The 18,666-nt window shown below is 66.6% G+C and carries 17 protein-coding genes; 10 read left to right on the top strand and 7 right to left on the bottom strand.

Going from position 1 to position 18,666, the window contains the following annotated elements; genetic code table 11:
• Window positions 1–151: 151 nt before the first annotated feature.
• Window positions 152–370, top strand: a complete 219-nt coding sequence (locus tag M4J39_RS12475) for a type II toxin-antitoxin system ParD family antitoxin (RefSeq protein ID WP_256469751.1) — start codon at window positions 152–154, stop codon at window positions 368–370.
• A gap of 716 nt (window positions 371–1,086) precedes the next feature.
• Here the strand turns inward: M4J39_RS12475 and M4J39_RS12470 are convergent.
• Together M4J39_RS12470 and M4J39_RS12465 are read right to left on the bottom strand one after the other, a co-directional pair.
• Complete coding sequence (locus tag M4J39_RS12470) at window positions 1,087–2,682, bottom strand: methyl-accepting chemotaxis protein (RefSeq protein WP_251728284.1); 1,596 nt, start codon at window positions 2,680–2,682, stop codon at window positions 1,087–1,089.
• Between the two features lie 277 nt (window positions 2,683–2,959).
• Window positions 2,960–5,272 (bottom strand): caspase family protein, encoded by a 2,313-nt coding sequence (locus M4J39_RS12465; RefSeq protein ID WP_251728283.1) that lies wholly within the window; start codon window positions 5,270–5,272, stop codon window positions 2,960–2,962.
• 115 nt (window positions 5,273–5,387) lie between these two features.
• Between M4J39_RS12465 and M4J39_RS12460 the strand changes: the two genes are divergently transcribed.
• Both M4J39_RS12460 and M4J39_RS12455 read left to right on the top strand, forming a co-directional pair.
• On the top strand, window positions 5,388–6,311 hold the full coding sequence (locus tag M4J39_RS12460; RefSeq protein ID WP_251728282.1) for a M12 family metallopeptidase: 924 nt from the start codon (window positions 5,388–5,390) through the stop codon (window positions 6,309–6,311).
• A gap of 353 nt (window positions 6,312–6,664) precedes the next feature.
• A complete protein-coding gene (locus tag M4J39_RS12455) occupies window positions 6,665–8,344 on the top strand; it encodes a methyl-accepting chemotaxis protein (RefSeq protein ID WP_251728281.1) in 1,680 nt (559 codons plus the stop codon).
• Window positions 8,345–8,406: 62 nt separating this feature from the next.
• Here the strand turns inward: M4J39_RS12455 and M4J39_RS12450 are convergent, their stop codons facing one another.
• The 3 genes from M4J39_RS12450 to M4J39_RS12440 form a co-directional block, all read right to left on the bottom strand.
• Window positions 8,407–8,997, bottom strand: a complete 591-nt coding sequence (locus M4J39_RS12450; protein ID WP_251728280.1) for a PIN domain-containing protein — start codon at window positions 8,995–8,997, stop codon at window positions 8,407–8,409.
• A 3-nt stretch (window positions 8,998–9,000) separates the two neighbouring features.
• Complete coding sequence (locus M4J39_RS12445; protein ID WP_371875449.1) at window positions 9,001–9,459, bottom strand: helix-turn-helix domain-containing protein; 459 nt, start codon at window positions 9,457–9,459, stop codon at window positions 9,001–9,003.
• 172 nt (window positions 9,460–9,631) lie between these two features.
• Entirely contained in the window at window positions 9,632–10,306 is a 675-nt protein-coding gene (locus M4J39_RS12440; protein WP_251728277.1) for a TetR family transcriptional regulator, read from the bottom strand.
• Between the two features lie 145 nt (window positions 10,307–10,451).
• On the opposite strand from M4J39_RS12440, the gene M4J39_RS12435 reads away from it, so the two are divergent.
• From M4J39_RS12435 to M4J39_RS12405, 7 genes are all read left to right on the top strand, one after another.
• Entirely contained in the window at window positions 10,452–11,615 is a 1,164-nt protein-coding gene (locus tag M4J39_RS12435; RefSeq protein WP_251728275.1) for an acyltransferase family protein, read from the top strand.
• Between the two features lie 103 nt (window positions 11,616–11,718).
• A complete protein-coding gene (locus M4J39_RS12430) occupies window positions 11,719–12,864 on the top strand; it encodes an ABC transporter ATP-binding protein (RefSeq protein WP_251728274.1) in 1,146 nt (381 codons plus the stop codon).
• Window positions 12,857–13,783 carry a carbohydrate ABC transporter permease gene (locus tag M4J39_RS12425; protein WP_251728273.1) on the top strand — a complete coding sequence of 309 codons (927 nt, stop codon included), beginning with the start codon at window positions 12,857–12,859 and terminating at the stop codon, window positions 13,781–13,783. The genes M4J39_RS12430 and M4J39_RS12425 overlap by 8 nt, the downstream gene beginning before the upstream one ends.
• Window positions 13,783–14,628, top strand: coding sequence for a carbohydrate ABC transporter permease (locus M4J39_RS12420; protein ID WP_251728272.1), 846 nt, complete (start codon window positions 13,783–13,785; stop codon window positions 14,626–14,628). Before M4J39_RS12425 ends, M4J39_RS12420 begins: the two co-directional genes overlap by 1 nt.
• Before the next feature lie 135 nt (window positions 14,629–14,763).
• Window positions 14,764–16,044, top strand: a complete 1,281-nt coding sequence (locus M4J39_RS12415) for an ABC transporter substrate-binding protein (protein ID WP_251728271.1) — start codon at window positions 14,764–14,766, stop codon at window positions 16,042–16,044.
• A 72-nt stretch (window positions 16,045–16,116) separates the two neighbouring features.
• Window positions 16,117–17,028 (top strand): PHP domain-containing protein, encoded by a 912-nt coding sequence (locus M4J39_RS12410; RefSeq protein WP_251728269.1) that lies wholly within the window; start codon window positions 16,117–16,119, stop codon window positions 17,026–17,028.
• 149 nt (window positions 17,029–17,177) lie between these two features.
• On the top strand, window positions 17,178–17,957 hold the full coding sequence (locus M4J39_RS12405) for an SIS domain-containing protein (RefSeq protein WP_251728268.1): 780 nt from the start codon (window positions 17,178–17,180) through the stop codon (window positions 17,955–17,957).
• A gap of 33 nt (window positions 17,958–17,990) precedes the next feature.
• Here M4J39_RS12405 and M4J39_RS12400 read toward each other — a convergent pair whose 3' ends face one another.
• Window positions 17,991–18,314 (bottom strand): DNA-binding transcriptional regulator, encoded by a 324-nt coding sequence (locus tag M4J39_RS12400; RefSeq protein ID WP_251728267.1) that lies wholly within the window; start codon window positions 18,312–18,314, stop codon window positions 17,991–17,993.
• On the bottom strand, window positions 18,298–18,663 hold the full coding sequence (locus tag M4J39_RS12395) for a type II toxin-antitoxin system RelE/ParE family toxin (protein ID WP_251728266.1): 366 nt from the start codon (window positions 18,661–18,663) through the stop codon (window positions 18,298–18,300). The genes M4J39_RS12400 and M4J39_RS12395 overlap by 17 nt, the downstream gene beginning before the upstream one ends.
• Window positions 18,664–18,666: the final 3 nt, after the last annotated feature.

The following is an 18,666-nucleotide window of genomic DNA, read 5'->3' as shown; positions in this document are numbered from 1 at the left end:
AGTCGGCTTTCCGGAGCCTCTGCCTCCCTGTTTTCCGCAGCTCCCGGCCGCTCCGCTTGCGCGGGCGCACGGGATGGCGCGTCACGTTTGCCCGAGAGGATAGCCGGCAAATCCTAATCAGGGATTGATGGAACTTGCTGCGCTCGCTCAGATGGTGACAGCCGAGACGGCTGATCTCGGAAAGGGGCGGCCACTCCCACGGTCCGCCAGTGACGTCGTGCGGGCCGGGCTGCGGCTTCTGGAAGAGCACGAAGCCAAGGTCAAGGCCCTTCAGGACGCGCTGATTGCCGGGGAAGACTCCGGCGAGCCGCAGCCGTTCGATTTCGAGGCGTTCAAGGCTCGAAATCGGGTGGAGCATGAAGGGCGGTGAAGACCCTCGCGTTCTCCCCCGCTGCGGCGGACGGGCGCTACGCTGTGCACACATCTGCGGCGAGGGGATCTATAGGCAGTGGAGCGCGGAGGATCGTGCTGGCTCGGCTTTTGGAGCGCGATATGGGCGTCGCGCTCCATCCTGCCTGAGGTCCTGGCCTTCGCCAGGATGACGGGAGTGTGATGGGAGAGGGAGCTCCTTCCGGTCGCCGGAAGCGCCGCGGAAGCACGACGCATCCCATTGTTTTATATCAATTAACTGTCATCCTGCGCTTTATGCGCAGGACCTCAGGACGAGAAATCTCCCCGGCCTTATCAAGCTCCTTGAGCCAAGGGAGCCCGATATCACCGACATCGCCCCTTACGGCCCGAGGTCCACCTTGCATTCGCGCGCGAATGCAAGCGGCCTTCGCCAGGATGACGGGAGAGTGATGGGAGCGGGAGCCCCTTCCGGTCGCCGGAAGCGCCGCGGAAACACGACGCATCCCCTTGTTTTATATCAATTAACTGTCATCCTGCGCTTTATGCGCAGGACCTCAGGACGAGAAATCTCCCCGGCCCCTATCAAGCTCCTTGAACCAAGGGAGCTCGATATCAACCCCTTGCCCCCTCCTGCCCGAGGTACACCGTGAATTCGCGTGCGAGTTCACGGTGTACCTCGGGCAGAACGAAACGCAACGCCGTTATCCCGCTCCAAAAGCCAAGCCAACACGATCTTCACGCCGCGCCCAACTCCCTCACGAAGGCCTGGACGCGGTCGCTGAGGTCGCGCGACTGGGCGTCGAGGTGGCTGGAGAGGGTCATCAGCTGGGTGGCGGCGGTGCCGGTCATCTCGGCGGCGGCGCCGACGCCGGTGATGGTCTGCGTCACGTCGGCGGTGCCGGCGGCGGCGCGTTGGGTGTTCTGGGCGATCTCGCCGGTGGCCGCGCCCTGTTCCTCGACGGCGCCGGCGATCGCCTCGGAGGTGTGCTGGATGCGGTCGATGGTCTCGACGATGTGCGAGATGGATTCGACGGCCAGCGTGGTGGCCGACTGAACCTCGGCGATCTTGCGGCCGATCTCCTCGGTGGCCTTGGCGGTCTGGTCGGCGAGAAGCTTCACCTCGGAGGCGACCACCGCGAAGCCCTTGCCGGCATCGCCCGCTCGCGCCGCCTCGATGGTGGCGTTGAGGGCCAGGAGGTTGGTCTGGGCGGCGATGGAGTTGATCAGCGTCACCACCTCGCCGATTTCCTGGGCGGAGACCGAGAGCACCTCGACGTTCCTGGCCGAGGTCTCGGCCTCTTCGGCGGCGGCGCGGGCGATCTCGGAGGAGTTGGACACCTGCTGGGCGATCTCGTCGATGGAGGCCGACAGTTCCTCGGCGCCGGCCGCCACGGTCTGCACGTTGGTCGAGGCCTCCTCGGCGGCGCCGGCCACCTGCTGGGCCTGCCGGGCGGTTTCCTCGGCGGTGGCGGAAAGGTTGCGGGCGCTATCGGCCACTTCGCCCGACGACTTGCCGAAATCCTCCGACAGCACGCGCATGCGCTCGGCGAAGTCACGGGTCAGCGCGGCGGTCCGTTCCAGCCGCTCGCGCTCCACCGCCTGCCGGCCGGTCATGTCGTTGCGCAGCGCCTCGGCATCGATGAGGCTCCGCCGCACCTGGTCGAGTTCCTCGGCCATCCGGCCGAACTCGTCGCGCCGGGCGGTGGCGAAGGCGGCGGTGAGGTCGCCGCGCGCGATGGCCTGGAGGGCGCGGGAAATGCCGGTGACACCGGTGGACACGCCCCGGTCGATCTTCAGGCTGAGGGCGGCCACCAGGAGCAGCGCCGCGAGCAGGATGGCGATCGCCGTCGTCTGGAAGCTGGCGACGAGGCCGTCGAACGTGGCGTCCACCGTCTTGGCTTCGGCTTCGGCCAGCGTGCGGACGGTGCCGAACTTGTCGGCGATCTCGGTGACGATGTCGTCGATGCGGCCGTCGAGGTCGCGGATGTCCTGCGTGACTTCCGTCGACTTCTCGATCGCCGGCAGCATCTCGGTCTCGTAGAGGGTGGCGAGGCGCCCGAGCGCCGCTTCGCCGGCCTTCAGCGCCGCCGCCCAGTCGCGCCGGCTGACGTCGAGATCGCGGTTGATGACACTGTCGGCGATGATGCGATAGAGGCGGGCGCCCAGCGCACTGGCGTTGGCGGCCTCGTTGGCCTCGGCGGCGATGGTGGCGCCGCTGTCCTGGGTGGTGCGGATCCAGTTGAGGCTGTACCACGTGGCCGCCGAAAGAAACACGAGCAGCGCCGTGAAGATCACCAGCAACGACCTCAGCTGAAACCTGATCGACAGCATGTCCACTTCCGCCTGCGCTCGAGGACCTCCGCCTCGGCGCGCCGTGCGGCCGCGATGCGGTTCATTCGTGCATACTGTCGCCGAAGCAGAGATAATTTTCGGTTACGCCGGAGAAGTGCGGCGCCGGCGGGGGGCAAACCTTTCGGCTCATACCCGTTCCGCTTGATCTGGCTGCATCCGGCTCAAGCGGGTTTCGGCCTGACCGGCCGGCGCCCGGTCGGGCGCTTCCGTTTCCGCCAGCTTCCGCCCGGAAGGTCGAAACCTGACGGAAGCGGTATCAGTCGATGGTCAAGGCCGGCTCGGTCACGACCACGTCGATGCGGCCGGAGGCGCAGAGTGCCTTGTCGGCGGTGGGGAAGTAGCGGAAGGCCTCGCCGAAGCAGGCCGACAGCCGGGCCTTCGCCTCGTCGATCAGCGCCTCATCGCCGGCGCAATAGGTGATGCGCGTGCCCTGCTTCTGGATTCGCGTTCCCTTCTGGATCGGGTCGGGCGTCGAGAAGCCGATCGCTCCCAGCACGCGCCGCACGCTTTCCGCCGCCTCGGCCTCGCCGGCGCTGGGATAGCGGACGATGGCGATCTTGCCGGCCGCCGAAGGGAGCGGCGAGGCGCAGGCAAGGGCGCTGCCTTGGCCCAGGATGGCGCCGGCCGAGGCGGAGGCCAGCACCGGCTGGCTGAGTTCCCACGCGGTGTCGAGGCTCACCGCTCCGCCGCTGTAGGAAAAGGCATTGTCGCGAAGGGCCGGATCGAGCGGCAGGGCCGTGAGCAGGATGCGGACGGAGCGGGCCTGCGGCAAGACGGATGCGTCGGCGGCCCGGTAGAGCGGTACGATTTCCTCGGGCACGAAGGTAGCCTTTCTCAGATCGTCGAAGGCGGACACCGCATAAAGCAGCCCGCCGCCGCCGTCGCTGGCCCGGTACTCGATGGCGACATCGTAGACGACGGTATCGGAGAGCGCCTTGAGGGCGGTCTGCGAGGTGCCCGTGAGTTCGCCGGCGTCGTCGTAGGCGAGGGTGACGCGGAGAAGGCTGGTGCCGGCGTTGACGAGCTTCTGCTCGGCATAGCCTTGCTGGCCGTCGGGCGTCCGTACGCGGACGAAGGCGCCGTTGGTGTCGCCGACCGACAGCAACTGCCCCCGGCCGATCGTCGCCAGCGTCTCGGCGCCGGCATTGGCGAAGCGATAGATCGACAGATCGGTGCCGGCCACCGCCAGGGCGCGCAGCGGCGTTTCCCCGGAAAAGCCACCGATCTCCTGCCGGACAATGTCGGACAGCGGCGCCGTGGAGGCGTAACCGCCGAGGGTCGCCATCATCCCGAGGGTCGGTCGCTGCGCGGCCGGGACGAGGGCTCCGGACAGCCACTCTCCGGTCACCGTCTTGACCGGCAGATCGGCCTCGGCCGTCCTGTTGGCGGTGAAGTCGGCGCAGGAGGGCAGCTTCGCCCCGCCGGCGAGCTTCTCGAACCTGGCGTTCCAGTCGGCGATGGCGTGGGAGAAATAGGAGTAGAGGAAAAAGGCGTCGAGATAGGTCTTGCCCAGACAATAGCGCCGCTCCGCTTGCGACAGCGCTTCCGCCGCATCGAACTGTTCGAACAGCCTGCGCTCCGCCCGGTAGTTGGCCTTGGTCGGGTAGAGGATCAGCGGCAGCGGATTGCCGGCATGATCGGGGGTCTGGCCGAACCTCCGCAAGTCGTTCGCGACCAGGGCAAGCACCCTGCTGGTGTCGCCATAGGTGTTTGCGACGGGCTGAGGCGGTGGAGCTTCGTCCGAGAAGCGGGGATCCCTTGCCTGCCGCTGGGCCTCGGCCATCTGCCTGTCGAGCACATCGACGAGGCTTCGGGTGAAGGTGTTGTCGTCGTCGGCCACGTCGCCGCTCAGGGTGGCGAACCAGATGGTCTCGTCGGCGGTGTCGATCGCCATCCGGGTCACGCCCGGCTTGTAGGTCTCGGGTCCAGAGCCGGACACAGAGGCGAGCGACAGCGGCAGCTCGTTGCGGCAGGCGTCGAGGATGATGTAGCGCAGCGAAACGTCCAGCGCCGCCAGTCGCTGCCGGATGATTTCGAGTGGCAGGCCGAACTGCCGCACGTCCTCCTGGTAGGTGGGGTTGAAGTCGGCGGGAATGAGAATGTTGTCGGTGCCGTCGGTCACGCCATGGCCGCCGAAATAGACCAGCACCACCGGCTTCTTGCCCGAGGCCGATTTCAGTTGCCCCACGTCGAGCGAGAAGCGGTTCAACGCTTCCAGGATGTCGTTGCGCGTCACCCGGCCGCCGTTGTGCCGGGGTTCGGTGATGTGGAAATTGGCATTGGCGAGCGCCTTGACCACCCTCGGCGTGTCCCTGGCGACGCCGGGCAGGCTCGGCAGGCGCACGCGATCGGTCGCGTCGTAGTCGGATACGCCAATGACGAGGGCGAGGCGCGGCGGCAGGGCGCCGTTGCCGTCGGGGGGGAGCGACTCCCCTGGGAAGGGCACGCTATCCTCGGCGACTTCGGACGTGGCGCCGATCGTGGCGCCGATCGTGGCGTCGGTCTGCTGCGCGCGCGTTGAATCGGCCGGGATCGCGATAAATGTCAGTGCGGCTACAAATAAAGACAAGAAATGGCAAAGAAATAACATCCGCGACCGAGTCATCGCAGCCACCCAGATGTTGCTAAGTTAATTCAACTTATCATATAATACGTATGTCTTCAAGACAATCTAGGGGGGTCGAATGCGCAACAGTGTCTTTCTGGCTTTGATCGCCGGCCTGACAACGGCCGGACCTGTCGTTGCACATAACGAGTGGGGGACGTTCAATCCCGATTTCAATGACGAGGCCGCGCCGCTTCTCAGGGAGATGGAGAAGCTGAACAACTCGACGATGGATGAAGACAAGAGGTATTTCTATTCCAGAGTGTTGTTGTGGAAGCCCGGGCAGACGCTGAAAGGATGCTTCATCGGCGGAACGCAGAGCGAGAGAAGATCCATTTTCAACTCCGCCGCCAAGCTTTTGACCGATGCGAAAATCAACATCGCCATCGATTTCCAGAGCACGGACCCATTTCCCGACTGCAAGAAGAACGCGCAAGGGCTCTATACCGAGGAGATCCGGATCGCCGTCGGGGCCGGCGCGCCCTGTTGCAGCGCCCGGATCGGGCGCAACGGCATGAGGAAGGCCAACCTCGACGAGGCGAACATCTTCCTGGGCGGCGCGCCGCAGGGCTGGCAGGTGTGGCACGAGTTCATCCATGCCCTCGGCTTCTTCCACGAGCACCAGAAGCCCGATGCGCCCTGCCGGTTCGACTATGCGGAAGTCAAGCGGCTGTGGGGTTGGGACGAAGCCAAGGTCAAGGCGAACTTCGACCGCCTGAACAACGACGAGAGGGACCACCGGTTCTCAAGCGGCTTCGACCGCAAGTCGATCATGGACTATTACCAGACAAGCCCGACCATGCTCGTCGATGGCGTGAAAAGCCCCTGCTACAATCCTACGCCGGGCACGGCGCTGACCACGACCGATCTGGAAGGACTGCGGCTCGCCTATCCGATGTCGGCCTCGCCCACCTCGCACACCCAGCGCATGACGCGCGTCCGCGCCGTCGTCGACCTCGGCGGGGTGTCGCCGGGGCTCAGGGAACTGATGGAGATGGAGTGAGCGGACGCATGTCGGAGGCGCTCTCGTCGCCGGAGAAAGGCGCCCCGGGTGCGCCGGGGCCGCCACTTTAGCGTTTGCAGGACCGGCCAACGCGGTCACGCGGAAGGGCTGCGTGCATATTGAAAAAGTTGCGGTACGGTCGGCGATACTACCAAAAACACCCAATGATAGAAATAACTATCGTTAAGCTGTCATAAATCATTCGCTGTTAACCATAAGGCGCCGGCAGAAGCGAGTGGGCGCGAATTGTCCATCTCGGCTGACAAATCGCTCTGGTGGCGGGGCTTCGTCTCCATTTCAGGAAACGCAATGCAACAACGGGCCTGCGCAGCGCAGGTCACGGAGGGATTCTCATGGCATTTCGGCTTCAGCTTCGTGGCCAGCTGCTGCTCGCCTTCGGCGTCGTCATCGCCGGAGGGCTGGGGAGCGGCCTGTTCGTGCAGATGGCCAACCAGTCGGTCGCCCAGAACGTCGGCTGGACGATCCACACCTACGAGGTTCTTCAGGCGGCCGACCAGACGTTGGCCGCCATGGTCAACCAGGAGACCGGCCTGCGCGGCTACCTTGTGACGGGCAACACCGCCAACCTCGAGCCGCTGAAGGTCGGAGAGGCCGACTTCAAGGCGGCGTTCGACAAGGCGCGCAGCCTGACCAGCGATAACCCGACCCAGCAGGCGCGCCTCGCCGATCTCGCCAAGGAGGTCCAGGCCTGGCAGGACAACGTGTCGCACAAGGCCATCGACCTGATGGCCAAGCCCGAGACGCAGGAGGCGGCGCGCGACATCGAGCGCCAGGGCGTCGGCAAGGCGTATTTCGGCAAGCTCCGCGCCATCCTCGCCGCGTTCAAGGACGCCGAGGCCTCGCTGCTGGCCTCCCGCGCCGAGGCCATGGAGGCCGCGCAGGGCACCATCACCGTCGCCACCTTCACCTCGATCGCCCTCAGCATCCTGATCGGCCTCGGGTCCGCCTTCCTGATCAACCGCCGGGTCGCCGCGCCGATCCGCGAGAGCATCGGCGTCATGGCCGACATGCAGGCGGGCAACTACGACGTGAAAATCGGCCACGCAGAGCGCACCGACGAGATCGGCGCCATGAGCGCGGCGCTCTCCGCCTTCCGTGACGAGCTCGCCCGCGCCGCCGAGATGCGCCGCGAGCAGGAAGCGGCGCGCGAGGCCAGCGAGGCCTCGACCCGCGCCAGGGCCAGTCTCGCCGAACGGTTCGTCGGCCGCATGGAAGCGCTGGCCGACACCTTCGGTCGTTCGTCGAGCACCATCGCCGATGCGGCGCGCAACCTGTCGGCCACCGCCGAGGAAACCTCGCGTCAGGCGCAGGCCGTGGCCGGCGCCGCCGAGGAGGCCGCCTCCAACGTGCAGACGGTGGCCGCGGGCACCGAGGAGCTGTCGGCGTCGATCCGGGAGATTTCCGGGCAGGTCGGCAACTCCAACCGCATCGCCCAGGAAGCCGCCCAGGCGGCCGACCAGAGCGCCCACAACATCCAGAGCCTTGCCACCGCCGCCAACCAGATCGGCGAGGTGGTGGACCTGATCTCCAACATCGCCGCCCAGACCAACCTTCTGGCGCTCAACGCCACCATCGAGGCGGCCCGGGCCGGCGAGGCGGGCAAGGGCTTCGCGGTGGTGGCCGCCGAGGTGAAGCAGCTCGCCGACCAGACGGCCAGGGCCACCGACGAGATCAGCCGCAAGGTCGGCGAAATCCAGGTGGCGACCGACACCACCGTCGGTTCGATGTCGCAGATCACCAAGACCATCGTGCAGATCCAGGAGGCCTCGCAGGCCATCGCCTCGGCGGTGGACCAGCAGGGCGTCGCCACCTCGGAGATCGCCCAGAACACCCATCGCGCCGCCGCCGGCACGACCGACGTCACCGCCAACATCTCGGGCGTCAGCGGCGCCGCCGAGGTGACCGGCGCCTCGTCGGTGGACCTGATGCGCCTGTCCGACGACCTGTCGACGCAGGTGACCAGCCTGCAGGAAGAGGTCCGCCAGTTCGTGACGTCGCTGCGCGCCGCCTGACGGCTCCGCAACGACAAGGAAGGATCAGGCCCGGCCCCGCGCCGGGCCTTTTCGCATGGGGACTACAGCGAACATGAGAATGGTCTCAAGCTGGTTGCGGTTTCGAGAAGGCCGACGGCCTCCATTCGGATCAGCAACCGTTCGGCGTCCATTTCGGGGTTGCGGAAGCGTTCCCGCATCTTGCGCAGCGCCGGGACGGCAGATGCGGTGGCAAGGGTGATGGTGTTGGCGATGAACACGTCCGCAGACAGCGCATCGAGGCCGAGGGGCGAGAGAACGTCCGGCGGAAAGTGCTTCAGGTTGTCCGTGACCAGCACGTCGGCCTTGGCCTTGAGGGCGGCGGCCAGGACGTGGCCATCCTTTGGGTCCGGAAGCCGGGCGCCGATGTTCAGGAACTCGCCATAGTCGGTGACGGTCGCATCCTCGAAGGCTCGCTCCATCGCAGACCGATGCTTGGCGGCGCGCGCTCGTGCGTCGCCTTCTCCTCTTTCTCCAAGGATGGTTTCTATGGCGCGTTCGGTCTCGTCCAGCACCGCCGCCGACCAGCGCACCCGAAAATGCCCCGCTTCCGACAGAGTGAGAAGAAGGTTGCGCTTCAACGCTCCGGCGAGAACGTTCGCATCGACGAAAGCGGTGAAGCGATTGGCGAACATTCTTCAGATCATGTCCCGGTCCAGTTCGGCGAGATCGGACAGGGCCTGGCTGCGTCTGTCGTCGCGGCTGCGCTGATAGGCAAAGAGATCCTCGGCCTTGATCCGCCGATGCCGCCCGACCATCGAATAGGGAAGCTCGTCCTTCTCCAGCAGCGACACCAGGAAGGGGCGGGACACGTTCAGGATGTCGGCCGCCTGTTGGGTCGTCATCATCCTGTGGAGCGGGACGAGCGTCACCGCATCGCCGCTTCCGATATGGCGAAGCAGCCCCATGAGAAGCCGCGACAGCGCCGGTGTCAGCACGATTTCGGATGGTTGTTTCTTGCCGTCCTCCATCACGCGCAGCTTGGTGTCGCCGTCCATTCCGGCGGCGATGATCTGGCGAAGCTGGTTCGCGGCGGCCATCTCCTGCTCGGACGGCAGTCGGCCGCCGATCTCGGAAACACTCGCTGACAAGGCCATGGCATCCTCCAGGATTGGAAACTCATTATAGGCCAGAAATCGGATCTGCCAATAATCGAAATAAACGAAACAAACGAAATAAACGAAATAGGTTTCGGCACGGGTTCGATCGCAGGCGCCAACGCATGTGTCTGTATCGCCCCTCATCAGACCGCCGGTGCGGGCTTCGGATTTACCGCTGCCCTGCCGCCCCATCCAGCACCAGGCGGCGGGCGAGGGCGAGGGCCCTTTCGTCGCCTAAGGCGGGGAACAGGCGGTCGCGGTGGCGGTGCATGGCGAACCAGACGATCACCTCCAGGATGCCGCGCGCCGTGGCGGCGACGGTGGCCTCGTCGTCGGGCAGGTGCAGGGCGAGGAAGGCGACGAGCCCCTTGAGGTAGCGCGTCTTGGCGCCGAGCACGTGGATGTCGCGCACGGCGTCCATCTCCAGCGACAGCCGGTCGAGCAGCCAGATCAGCCGGTAGCGGGCGGAGAGGAAGGCGAAGGTCTCGTCGACGATGGCCGAAAGCGTCTCGCGGAAGGGCAGGGCGGGGGTGCGCCCGGCCGGCGTCAGCACCGGCCACTCCAGCGTTTCCGGCGTCAGGATGGCGTCGATCAGTTCGACGACGCCGTCGAGCCCCGGCGCGGCGAGCGGTGGCGTCACCTCGGAGAGCCGGCCGGCGGCGCGGAGCACCGCCAGCTTCAGCAGGGCGTCCTTGCCTTCGGCGTAGTTGTAGATCGATCCGGCCGAGACGCCGGCCGCCGCCGCGATGTCGGCCACCTGCGTCAGGCGATAGCCGCGCTCTGTGAACACGGCGAGCGCCGCGTCGGCGAGGGTGGCAAGGCGGTCGGGGTCTTTGCGTCGCATCCGGGTTTCCAACACTTGTTTTAAATGAACGATTCGTTCATTTATTGAATCATACGCCTTCGGACCGGAAAAAGGCATCCGGTTTCAACCCGCATCATCCCGTCCATCCTCGTCCGCTCCGGTCGGACGCTGCGGAGTACACGCCATGAACGGCCTCGCTTCGGGAACAAGGCTACAGACACGCCTCTTCTGGGTCGACAACCTGCGGAACGTCGCGGTGCTCAGCCTCGTGCTTTTCCACACCGCGCGGCTGTTCGATCCGGAGCCCTGGCACATCAAGGACCGGCACACCTATCTCGCCGCCGACGTGGTGGTGGCGCTGTTCAACGTCTGGGGCATGCCGATGCTGTTCCTGCTGGCCGGGTTCAGCATGATGCTGTCGCTGGAGCGCCGCAGCGCCGGCCGTTTCGCAGGCGAACGCGTCACCCGCCTGTTCGTGCCCTTCGTCTTCGGCATCTTCGCGCTGGTGCTGCCGCAGGTCTATCTCGAACGCATCGCGCCGGCCGATCTCGTGACGCAGTCGCCGCTCAGGCTCGACGTCGGCTTCATCGACTTCCTGCCGCGCTTCTTCGACTGCTGCTACGACAAGGCCAACTTCAGCTGGCATCACCTGTGGTTCCTGATCTACCTGTTCGTCTACTCGCTGGTGCTGCTGCCCGTCTTCCTGGCGTTGCGGTCGGCGGCGGGTCGGCCGCTCCGGGGCGCCTTCTCGGCCGGCTTTGCCAACCTTCCGATGCTGCTGCTGCTTGGCCTGCCGCTAATCGTCACCGAGGCGAGGCTGCGGCCGCGCTATGGCAGCAGCCACGCGCTGGTCGGAGACTGGGCCAACCACGCCCATTTCGCCTGGCTGATGCTGGTGGGCGCACTGTTGGCGCTGACCGAGGCGCCGCGCGCGGAGATCCGGCGGCGGTTCCCTGTTCTGGCCGGGCTGGCGGCGCTGCTGATCGTGACGGCCCTTTTCCACCGCTTCGTGACGCCGCTGCCGATGACGCGGCTGACCTGGACGACCCTCCGGACGATGTGCGAATGGGTGCTGCTCCTCGCGCTTATCGGCGGTTTTGCGCGGTTCGACCGGCGCGTTCCCTGGCTCACCGGTTTCACGCCCTACGCCATGGCCTTCTACATGCTGCACCAGACGATCATCATCGCCCTGGGGTTCCTCACCATCGGCTGGAGCGACGCACCGCTTTCAAAATACCTTGCTATCGTCATTTCTACCACGGCTGTCAGCCTGGCGCTCGCCGCCCTGATCGACCGCCATCCGGTCAGCCGCTTCCTGTTCGGCATGGCCGGCAAGAGGCGGCGGTGATCGGCGGTTTCGGGGATGTGTGAAGGAAAATTCTTCGAAGCGTCATTTGAGTGAAGCAAAACTCCATTACGAGGCATCCATTGCGAAAACAGCGAGGGGTGCCATGTCGGCCGCAGTCGAGATCACGGCGATCGAAAAGCGCTATGGGGATACCGTCTCCCTTCGTTCGGCCTCGCTGTCGGTGCGGCCGGGCGAGTTCATGACGCTTGTGGGGCCGTCCGGTTGCGGCAAGTCGACGCTGCTCCGGATCATCGCCGGCCTGGCGCCGCAGACCTCGGGCGAGATCGCCATCGGCGGCGAGCCGGTCGATCATCTGCCGCCCAAGGCGCGCGACGTCGCCATGGTGTTCCAGTCCTACGCCCTCTATCCGCACATGACGGTGGCCGAGAACATCGCCACGCCGCTCAGGATGCGCGAGCTGCCGCGCGGCGCCCGCCTGCCGCTTCTCGGCCGCCTCTGGCCGGGCGTCGGCGAGCGGCGCGCCCGCATCCGCGCGGCGGTGACACGGGCGGCCGAGATGGTGGAGATCGACGGCCTCCTGGCCCGGCGACCGGCGACGCTCTCCGGCGGCCAGCGCCAGCGCGTGGCGCTCGCCCGCGCCATCGTCCGCCATCCGCGCGTCTTCCTGATGGACGAGCCGCTCAGCAACCTCGACGCCCGCCTGCGCGTCGCCATGCGCGGCGAGATCACCGCGCTGCACCAGAAGCTCGGCGCCACCTTCATCTACGTCACCCACGATCAGGTCGAAGCGATGACCATGTCGAGCCGCGTGGCGGTGATGATGGACGGCGGCATCGTCCAATGCGCCAGTCCGGCCGAGCTCTACGCCGACCCGCGCGACCTGCGCGTTGCCCGCTTCATCGGCTCGCCCGAGATCAATGTGCTCTCCGTCGACGCCCTCATCGCCGCCAACGCCGGCTTCGCCCCGCTCGCCGCCGAGTGGAAGGGCGCTGCCCACGCCGCCTTCCGTCCGGAAGCATTGCGCCTTGTTTCTGACGGCCCCGGCCTTGCCATCGCCTGCCGCGTCGAGCGCGTCGAGGGTCTGGGTCACGAGACGCTGGTCTTCCTTCGCACCGAGGTCGGCGGCCATCCGCTGACGGCGCGCCTTCAGGCCGGCGCCTTCGCCCTCTTTTCCGGCGACAGCGCGGTGGCGCGCCTCTCCCCCGACGACGTCTTGCTGTTCGACGGCGCCGGCCAGCGGCTCGACCGCCGCCACGTCACCCCGACGGGAGGCTACGCCCATGGCTGACATCGTGCTCACCGAAGCGCCGGCCGCCGCCCGTCCGCGCCGGCTCGGCGCCGTGCTGCCGGCCCGCGTCGCCTATGCCATGGCCATTCCGGCGGTGGCGCTGATGGTGCTCACCGTGCTCGCCCCGATCGTCGTCATGCTGGCGATGAGCTTCACCGACTATCGCTTCGGCGAGGACGCGATCCCCTTCGTCGGGCTCGACAACTACCTGCAGCTTCTGAACGACCGCACCTTCCGGCGGGCTCTGTTCAACACCTTCGCCTATGTCGCCATGGTGGTGCCGGGCTCGGTGATCCTGGGGCTGCTGCTGGCCGTGCTGATCGACGGGCTCGACCATGGCGGCCGGCTCTACCGGCTGGTGTTCTTCCTGCCGGTCACGGCCACCGTCGTCGCCATGGCCATGGTGTGGAAGTATCTGCTGCACGGCACCATCGGCCCGTTCAACCTGCTGCTCGTCGCGCTGGGGCTGCCGGCCATCGACGTGTTCGGCGATCGCAGCCTGGCGCTGGCCGGCCTTGCCGTCATCAACATCTGGAGCCTTGCCGGCTTCAACATGGTGCTGTTCTCGGCCGGGCTGACGGCCGTGCCGCAGGACCTTTACGACGCCGCCGCCATCGACGGCATGGACGACAAGCTCGACCGCTTCTTCTCGGTGACGCTGCCGCTTCTCGGGCCGACCATGATGTTCGTGCTGGTCACCTCCACCATCACCGCCTTCAAGGTGTTCGACACGGTGGCCGTCATCACGCGCGGCGGGCCGCGCGGCGCCTCCGACGTGCTGCTCTACACCACCTATCTCGAAGGCTTCAGCTACTTCCGCATGGGGTCGGCGGCGGCGATGACCACGGTGTTCCTGGCGATCATGCTGGTGTTCGCCTGGGTGCAGGCCCGCGTCCTCGATCGCAGGGTGCACTACTGATGTCCGCGCGCCGCTCGCCCTACCGCATCCGCCCCGGCCAGATCCTCGCCCATCTGGTGCTCTTGTTCCTGGCCTTCCTGTTCCTGTTCCCCTTCTACGTACTGCTGGTCACTTCGGTGCGCACGCCGCAGGAGCTGTTCACGCCGGACTTCCACTGGCTGCCGGTCGAGTTCACCGGTCTCAAATATTACATCCAGTCGGTCACCCAGTCGCCGGTGCTGACCTTCATGAAGAACGGCGTCGTGGTCTGCGCCGGCATCCTGATCGTGCAGCTGCTCACCGCCATTCCCTGCGCCTACGCGCTGGCAAAGTATGAGTTTCGCGGCCGCGACCTGCTGTTCGCCACGGTGCTGTTCTGCCTCACCGTGCCGATCCAGGCGCCGGCATTGCCGCTCTATCTCGGGCTCAACGCCATGGGCGCGCTCGACAGCTATTTCGCGATGATGGCGCCGTTCTTCCTGTCGGTGTTCGCCATCTTCCTGTTCCGGCAGACCTTCAAGTCCTATCCGGACGAGATCATCCAGGCCGCCCGGCTCGACGGCATGTCGGAGAGCGCGATCCTCTGGACCATCGTGGTGCCCGCATCCTTGCCGGCCATCGCCGCCTTCGCGGTGTTCTCGGTCACCGCCCACTGGAACGACCTCTACTGGCCGCTGATCGTCGTCCGCTCCAACGAGCTGATGACGCCGCCGCTCGGCCTTGCCTATTTCACCGACGTCGAGAGCGGGGAGAACTACGGCGCGCTGATGGCGACCGCCGCCATTCTCACCGCGCCGCTGATGCTGGGTTTCCTCATGGCGCAGCGGCACTTCATCCGCGGCATCACCACCATGGGCCTGAAGTAGTCGGGCCCCAGTCCGTTCCGGGTTCCGGCGGTGGCCGGGGTCCGGCGGGCAGGATGGGATTGCGCCCCATCCCGCCCCGGCCGCGGCGGTTCCGCGCGCCGTTCCTGTCGTCCACCGAAGCAACGGAGAACACCCATGAACAGGCTCATCGGCGTCGCAGCCGTAACGGCCAGCCTAGCCTTCGCCGCCGCCTCCGCGCAAGCGGAAGTCACCATCGAGGTCATGCATCCCTGGCCGGGCCACAACCACTTCCACGAGGCCGAAGCCAAGGCCTTCATGGAAAAGCACCCGGACATCAAGGTCGTCTTCCGCGCCTCGCCGGAGAGCTACGACGCCGGCCACCAGGCGATCATCCGCGACGCCATGACCGGCAACCTGCCCGATGTCTACCACTCCGGCTATCACCTGTTGCCGGCGATGGTGCGCGTTCTGGAGCCCAAGGGTCAGATCGTCGACCTCAAGCCGTTCATCGACAAGGAAGGCGGCCAGGGCTGGCTCGACGACAACTTCAACCCGGCGATGATCAACCTGACCACCGTCGACGGCAAGATCTGGGGCATGCCCTTCAACGCCTCGACGCCGATCATCTTCTACAACAAGGAGCTGATCGAGAAGGCCGGCGGCGACACCGCCCACCTGCCGACCGACTGGGACGGCTGGCTTGCCCTCGGCGCCAAGGTGGCGGCCCTCGGCGGCGGCGTCACCGGCGCCTCCTACACCATCGACGTCTGGCCGGACGACTGGCTGTGGCGCGCCCTCATCTCGCAGCAGGGCCAGCCCTTCATGAACGAAGACGGCAAGACCGTGGCCTGGAACGGCGACAGCGGCCGCGCGGCGCTGGAGCTTGCCCGCCGCTTCGTCACCGAAGGTGGCATGAAGCAGATGGAGTTCGATCAGGCCCGCCAGCAGTTCGTCGCCGGCCTCACCGGCTTCACCGTGCAGTCGGTCAACTCGGCCCGCTCCTTCGAGGAGATGTCGGCCGGCAAGTTCACCGTCGGCACCGCCGTCTACCCGGTGTCGAACAAGGAAGCCGGCAAGGTGCCGACCGGCGGCAACGGCGCGCTGATCCTCGCCAAGGACGCCGAGAAGCAGGCCGCCGCCTGGGAGTACGTCAAGTTCATCTCCTCGCCGGAAGGCCAGAAGATCGCCGTGCTCGGCTCGGGCTACATGCCCACCAACCAGAAGGCCATGGCGCCGGAGCTGCTGGGCGACTTCTACAAGAGCCACCCCAACTGGCGCACCTCGCTCGATCAGATCGACCGCGCCGCGCCCTGGGCCGGCTACCCCGGCACCAACGCCGTGGAGATCTGGCGCACCCAGCGCGACCTGATCGCCGAGGTGATGAGCGGCGACCTCTCGGTCGACGACGGCCTTGCCGAGATGGTCAACGCCACCGACGACCTGATCGCCAAGTGACATGAAGCGCCGGAGCGGGGACATGCCTCCGCTCCGACCGCCCCCGCGCCCCTTCCTTTCCGGATGATCGACATGACCGACTTCGCCGCCTTCACTGCCTTTACCGCCCCCGGCCGCTTCCTCAAGGGCAACATCCACACCCACACCAACCGGTCGGACGGTCGCCTGCCGCCGGACGAGGTGGTGAGCCGCTACCGCGCCGCCGGCTACGATTTCCTGTCGATCACCGACCATTTCCTGCCGTCCTACGGCTTCCCGATCACCGACGCCGGCCCGGTGGACGGCCTGACGCTGATCCTCGGCGCCGAGCTGCACGCCCCGCGCACCGAGATGAGCGACCTCTGGCATCTGGTGGCCGCCGGTCTGCCGGCCGACTTCGCGCCCACCACTGAGGACGAGGACGGCCCGGCGTTGGCCCGCCGCGCCAGGGCGGCCGGCGCCTTCGTCGGCATGGCCCATCCGGCCTGGTACCAGCTGTCGCTGGCCGACGCCGAGACGGTGGCCGACGCCTGCCACGCGGTGGAGATCTACAACCACGGCTGCCAGATCGTTCACGACAAGGGCGACGGCGCCTACATGCTCGACGGTCTCGCCGACAAGGGCCGGCGCCTCCTCGCCTATGCCTCCGACGACGCGCATTTCAAGGCGCCCGATTTCGGCGCCGCCTGGGTGATGGTGAAGGCGGCCGACAACAGCGCCGAGGCCATCCTCGCCGCGCTCAAGGCCGGCGCCTTCTATTCGAGCCAGGGGCCGGAGATCCATAATCTTGCCTTCGAGGGCGACCGGCTGGTCGTCGAGTGCTCGCCGGCCTCGGGCGTTCTCGCCATCGGCCGGGGCTACCAGTACGAGCACAGCTTCGGCACCGGCATGAGCCGCGTGTCGCTGCCGCTCGACGGGCTGGAAGGCAGCCCGTGGCTGCGCGTCATCGTCACCGACGCCGTCGGCCGCCGCGCCTGGAGCAACCCGGTCTGGCGCCTTCGCTGATCGGCGTGAAACATTGGGGCGCAGAGCGAAGGCGCCAGGTTTCTTGTTGGAGCAGCCGCTTTTCGATCAGGTTGGTTCAACCTGATCGGCGGGTGCTCTGGCGCTGACTGGTGTAGGCTCCCAGAGAATCGAGCGGAGACGAGAACACGGTGGCCGATACGCTGTTCGGACGGGGGCTTCTGGCCGAGATCCAGGGTGCGATGGACGAGATGCCCGAGGCGCTGGCGCGGGTGGGCGGCTACATCCTTGGCCAGCCGGAGGCGGCCATCCGCGCCTCGACGGCCGAACTGGCGCTGCAATGCGGGGCGGGCGAGGCGAGTATCGTCCGCTTCTGCCGCCAGATGGGCTTTGCCGGCTTCCGCGAACTGAAGATCGCGCTGGCCTCCGACATCGCCTATCGCCGCTCCGACGAGACGCGCGGCTCGTCCGAGCTTGCCGACCGCATGATCACCGCCCTCAAATCGACCTCGGACACCATATCCGAGGCCGACCTCAAAGAGGTGGCGGCGCGCCTCGCGGCGGCCCGCCATGTCGACGTGTTCGGCTCGGGCGTGTCCGGCATCGTCGCCGAGCTGTTCGCCTACCGCTTCTCGCGCCTCGGCCTCGTCGCCCGCGCCTTCCAGGACCCGATCCTCGCCGACGAGGTGGCCGGCGCGCGCGGTGGCGACAGCGTGGTGATCGCCATTTCCGAAACCGGGCTGACGGTGCCGACGGAGCGCTTCCTCACCCAGTCCCGCGCGGCCGGCGCCTTCACGGTGGCGATCTCCGGCCGCCAGTTCGGCGGGCTCGAAGACCTCTGCGACGTCGTCTTCGTGGCGACGCCGGTCTCCCCGCTGCCCCAGCGCGGCGAGATGAGCCCGGTGGCCGCCAAGCTATTTATCTGCGACCTCCTGGCCCAGGAGGTGACGGCGGCGCTGTCGGCGGCGTGAGGTAGGAAAAGTTGCGCCTCGATGCCAAACGGCTCAGGCGAGCATCGCGAGCCCGTGCTTCTGGACGATGTCGAGCAGCTTCAGCGCCGGGCCGCTCGGCCGCTTGGCGCCGGTTTCCCACTTCTGCACGGTGGACTCGCTGGTGTTGAGATAGCGGGCGAACACCGGCTGGCTGACGCGGTTCCTTTCCCGCAGCGCCTTGATTTCCTCGGGTGAGAGGACCACCGGCACCGACAGACACGTCTCGTCGAAGGTCTTCATCGTCTCCTTGTCGATGGTGCCCGACTCGTACATGCCAAGGACGGCGCTGTGGATGGCCTCGAAGGCGTCGCTCTTGAACTTACGCTTCGCTGTCATGGCAAATCTCCACCAATGCGCCGACCTTCAGCTCGGCTTCCAGATCGCTCGCCGTCTTCCGGCGGTAAAGCTCCGCGAGCTTGCGGAACGCTTCCAGCTCGTCGTCGTCAATGTTTGCTCGATCCTGCTTGGCGAACAGGTAGGTGAACACCCAGAACTCACCAGCCTTTGCGAGCACAATCGAGCGATGACGGTTTTCGTTGAGCCGCTTCTTGAACACGCCGCCGCCGAGATCGTCGGCCTGACCAAGCGCCACTTGCCGGATTGCCTTGGACAGCTCCTGATCGGAGATCCTCGCCTTGCGGGCAGCCTTGGCAAACCAAGCTGTCTTGAATGTACGCTCTCGCATGTC

The organism is Pleomorphomonas sp. NRK KF1, from assembly GCF_023721755.1.
Taxonomy (GTDB): Bacteria; Pseudomonadota; Alphaproteobacteria; order Rhizobiales; family Pleomorphomonadaceae; genus Pleomorphomonas.
This window is presented reverse-complemented; position numbering and strand designations above follow the sequence as displayed.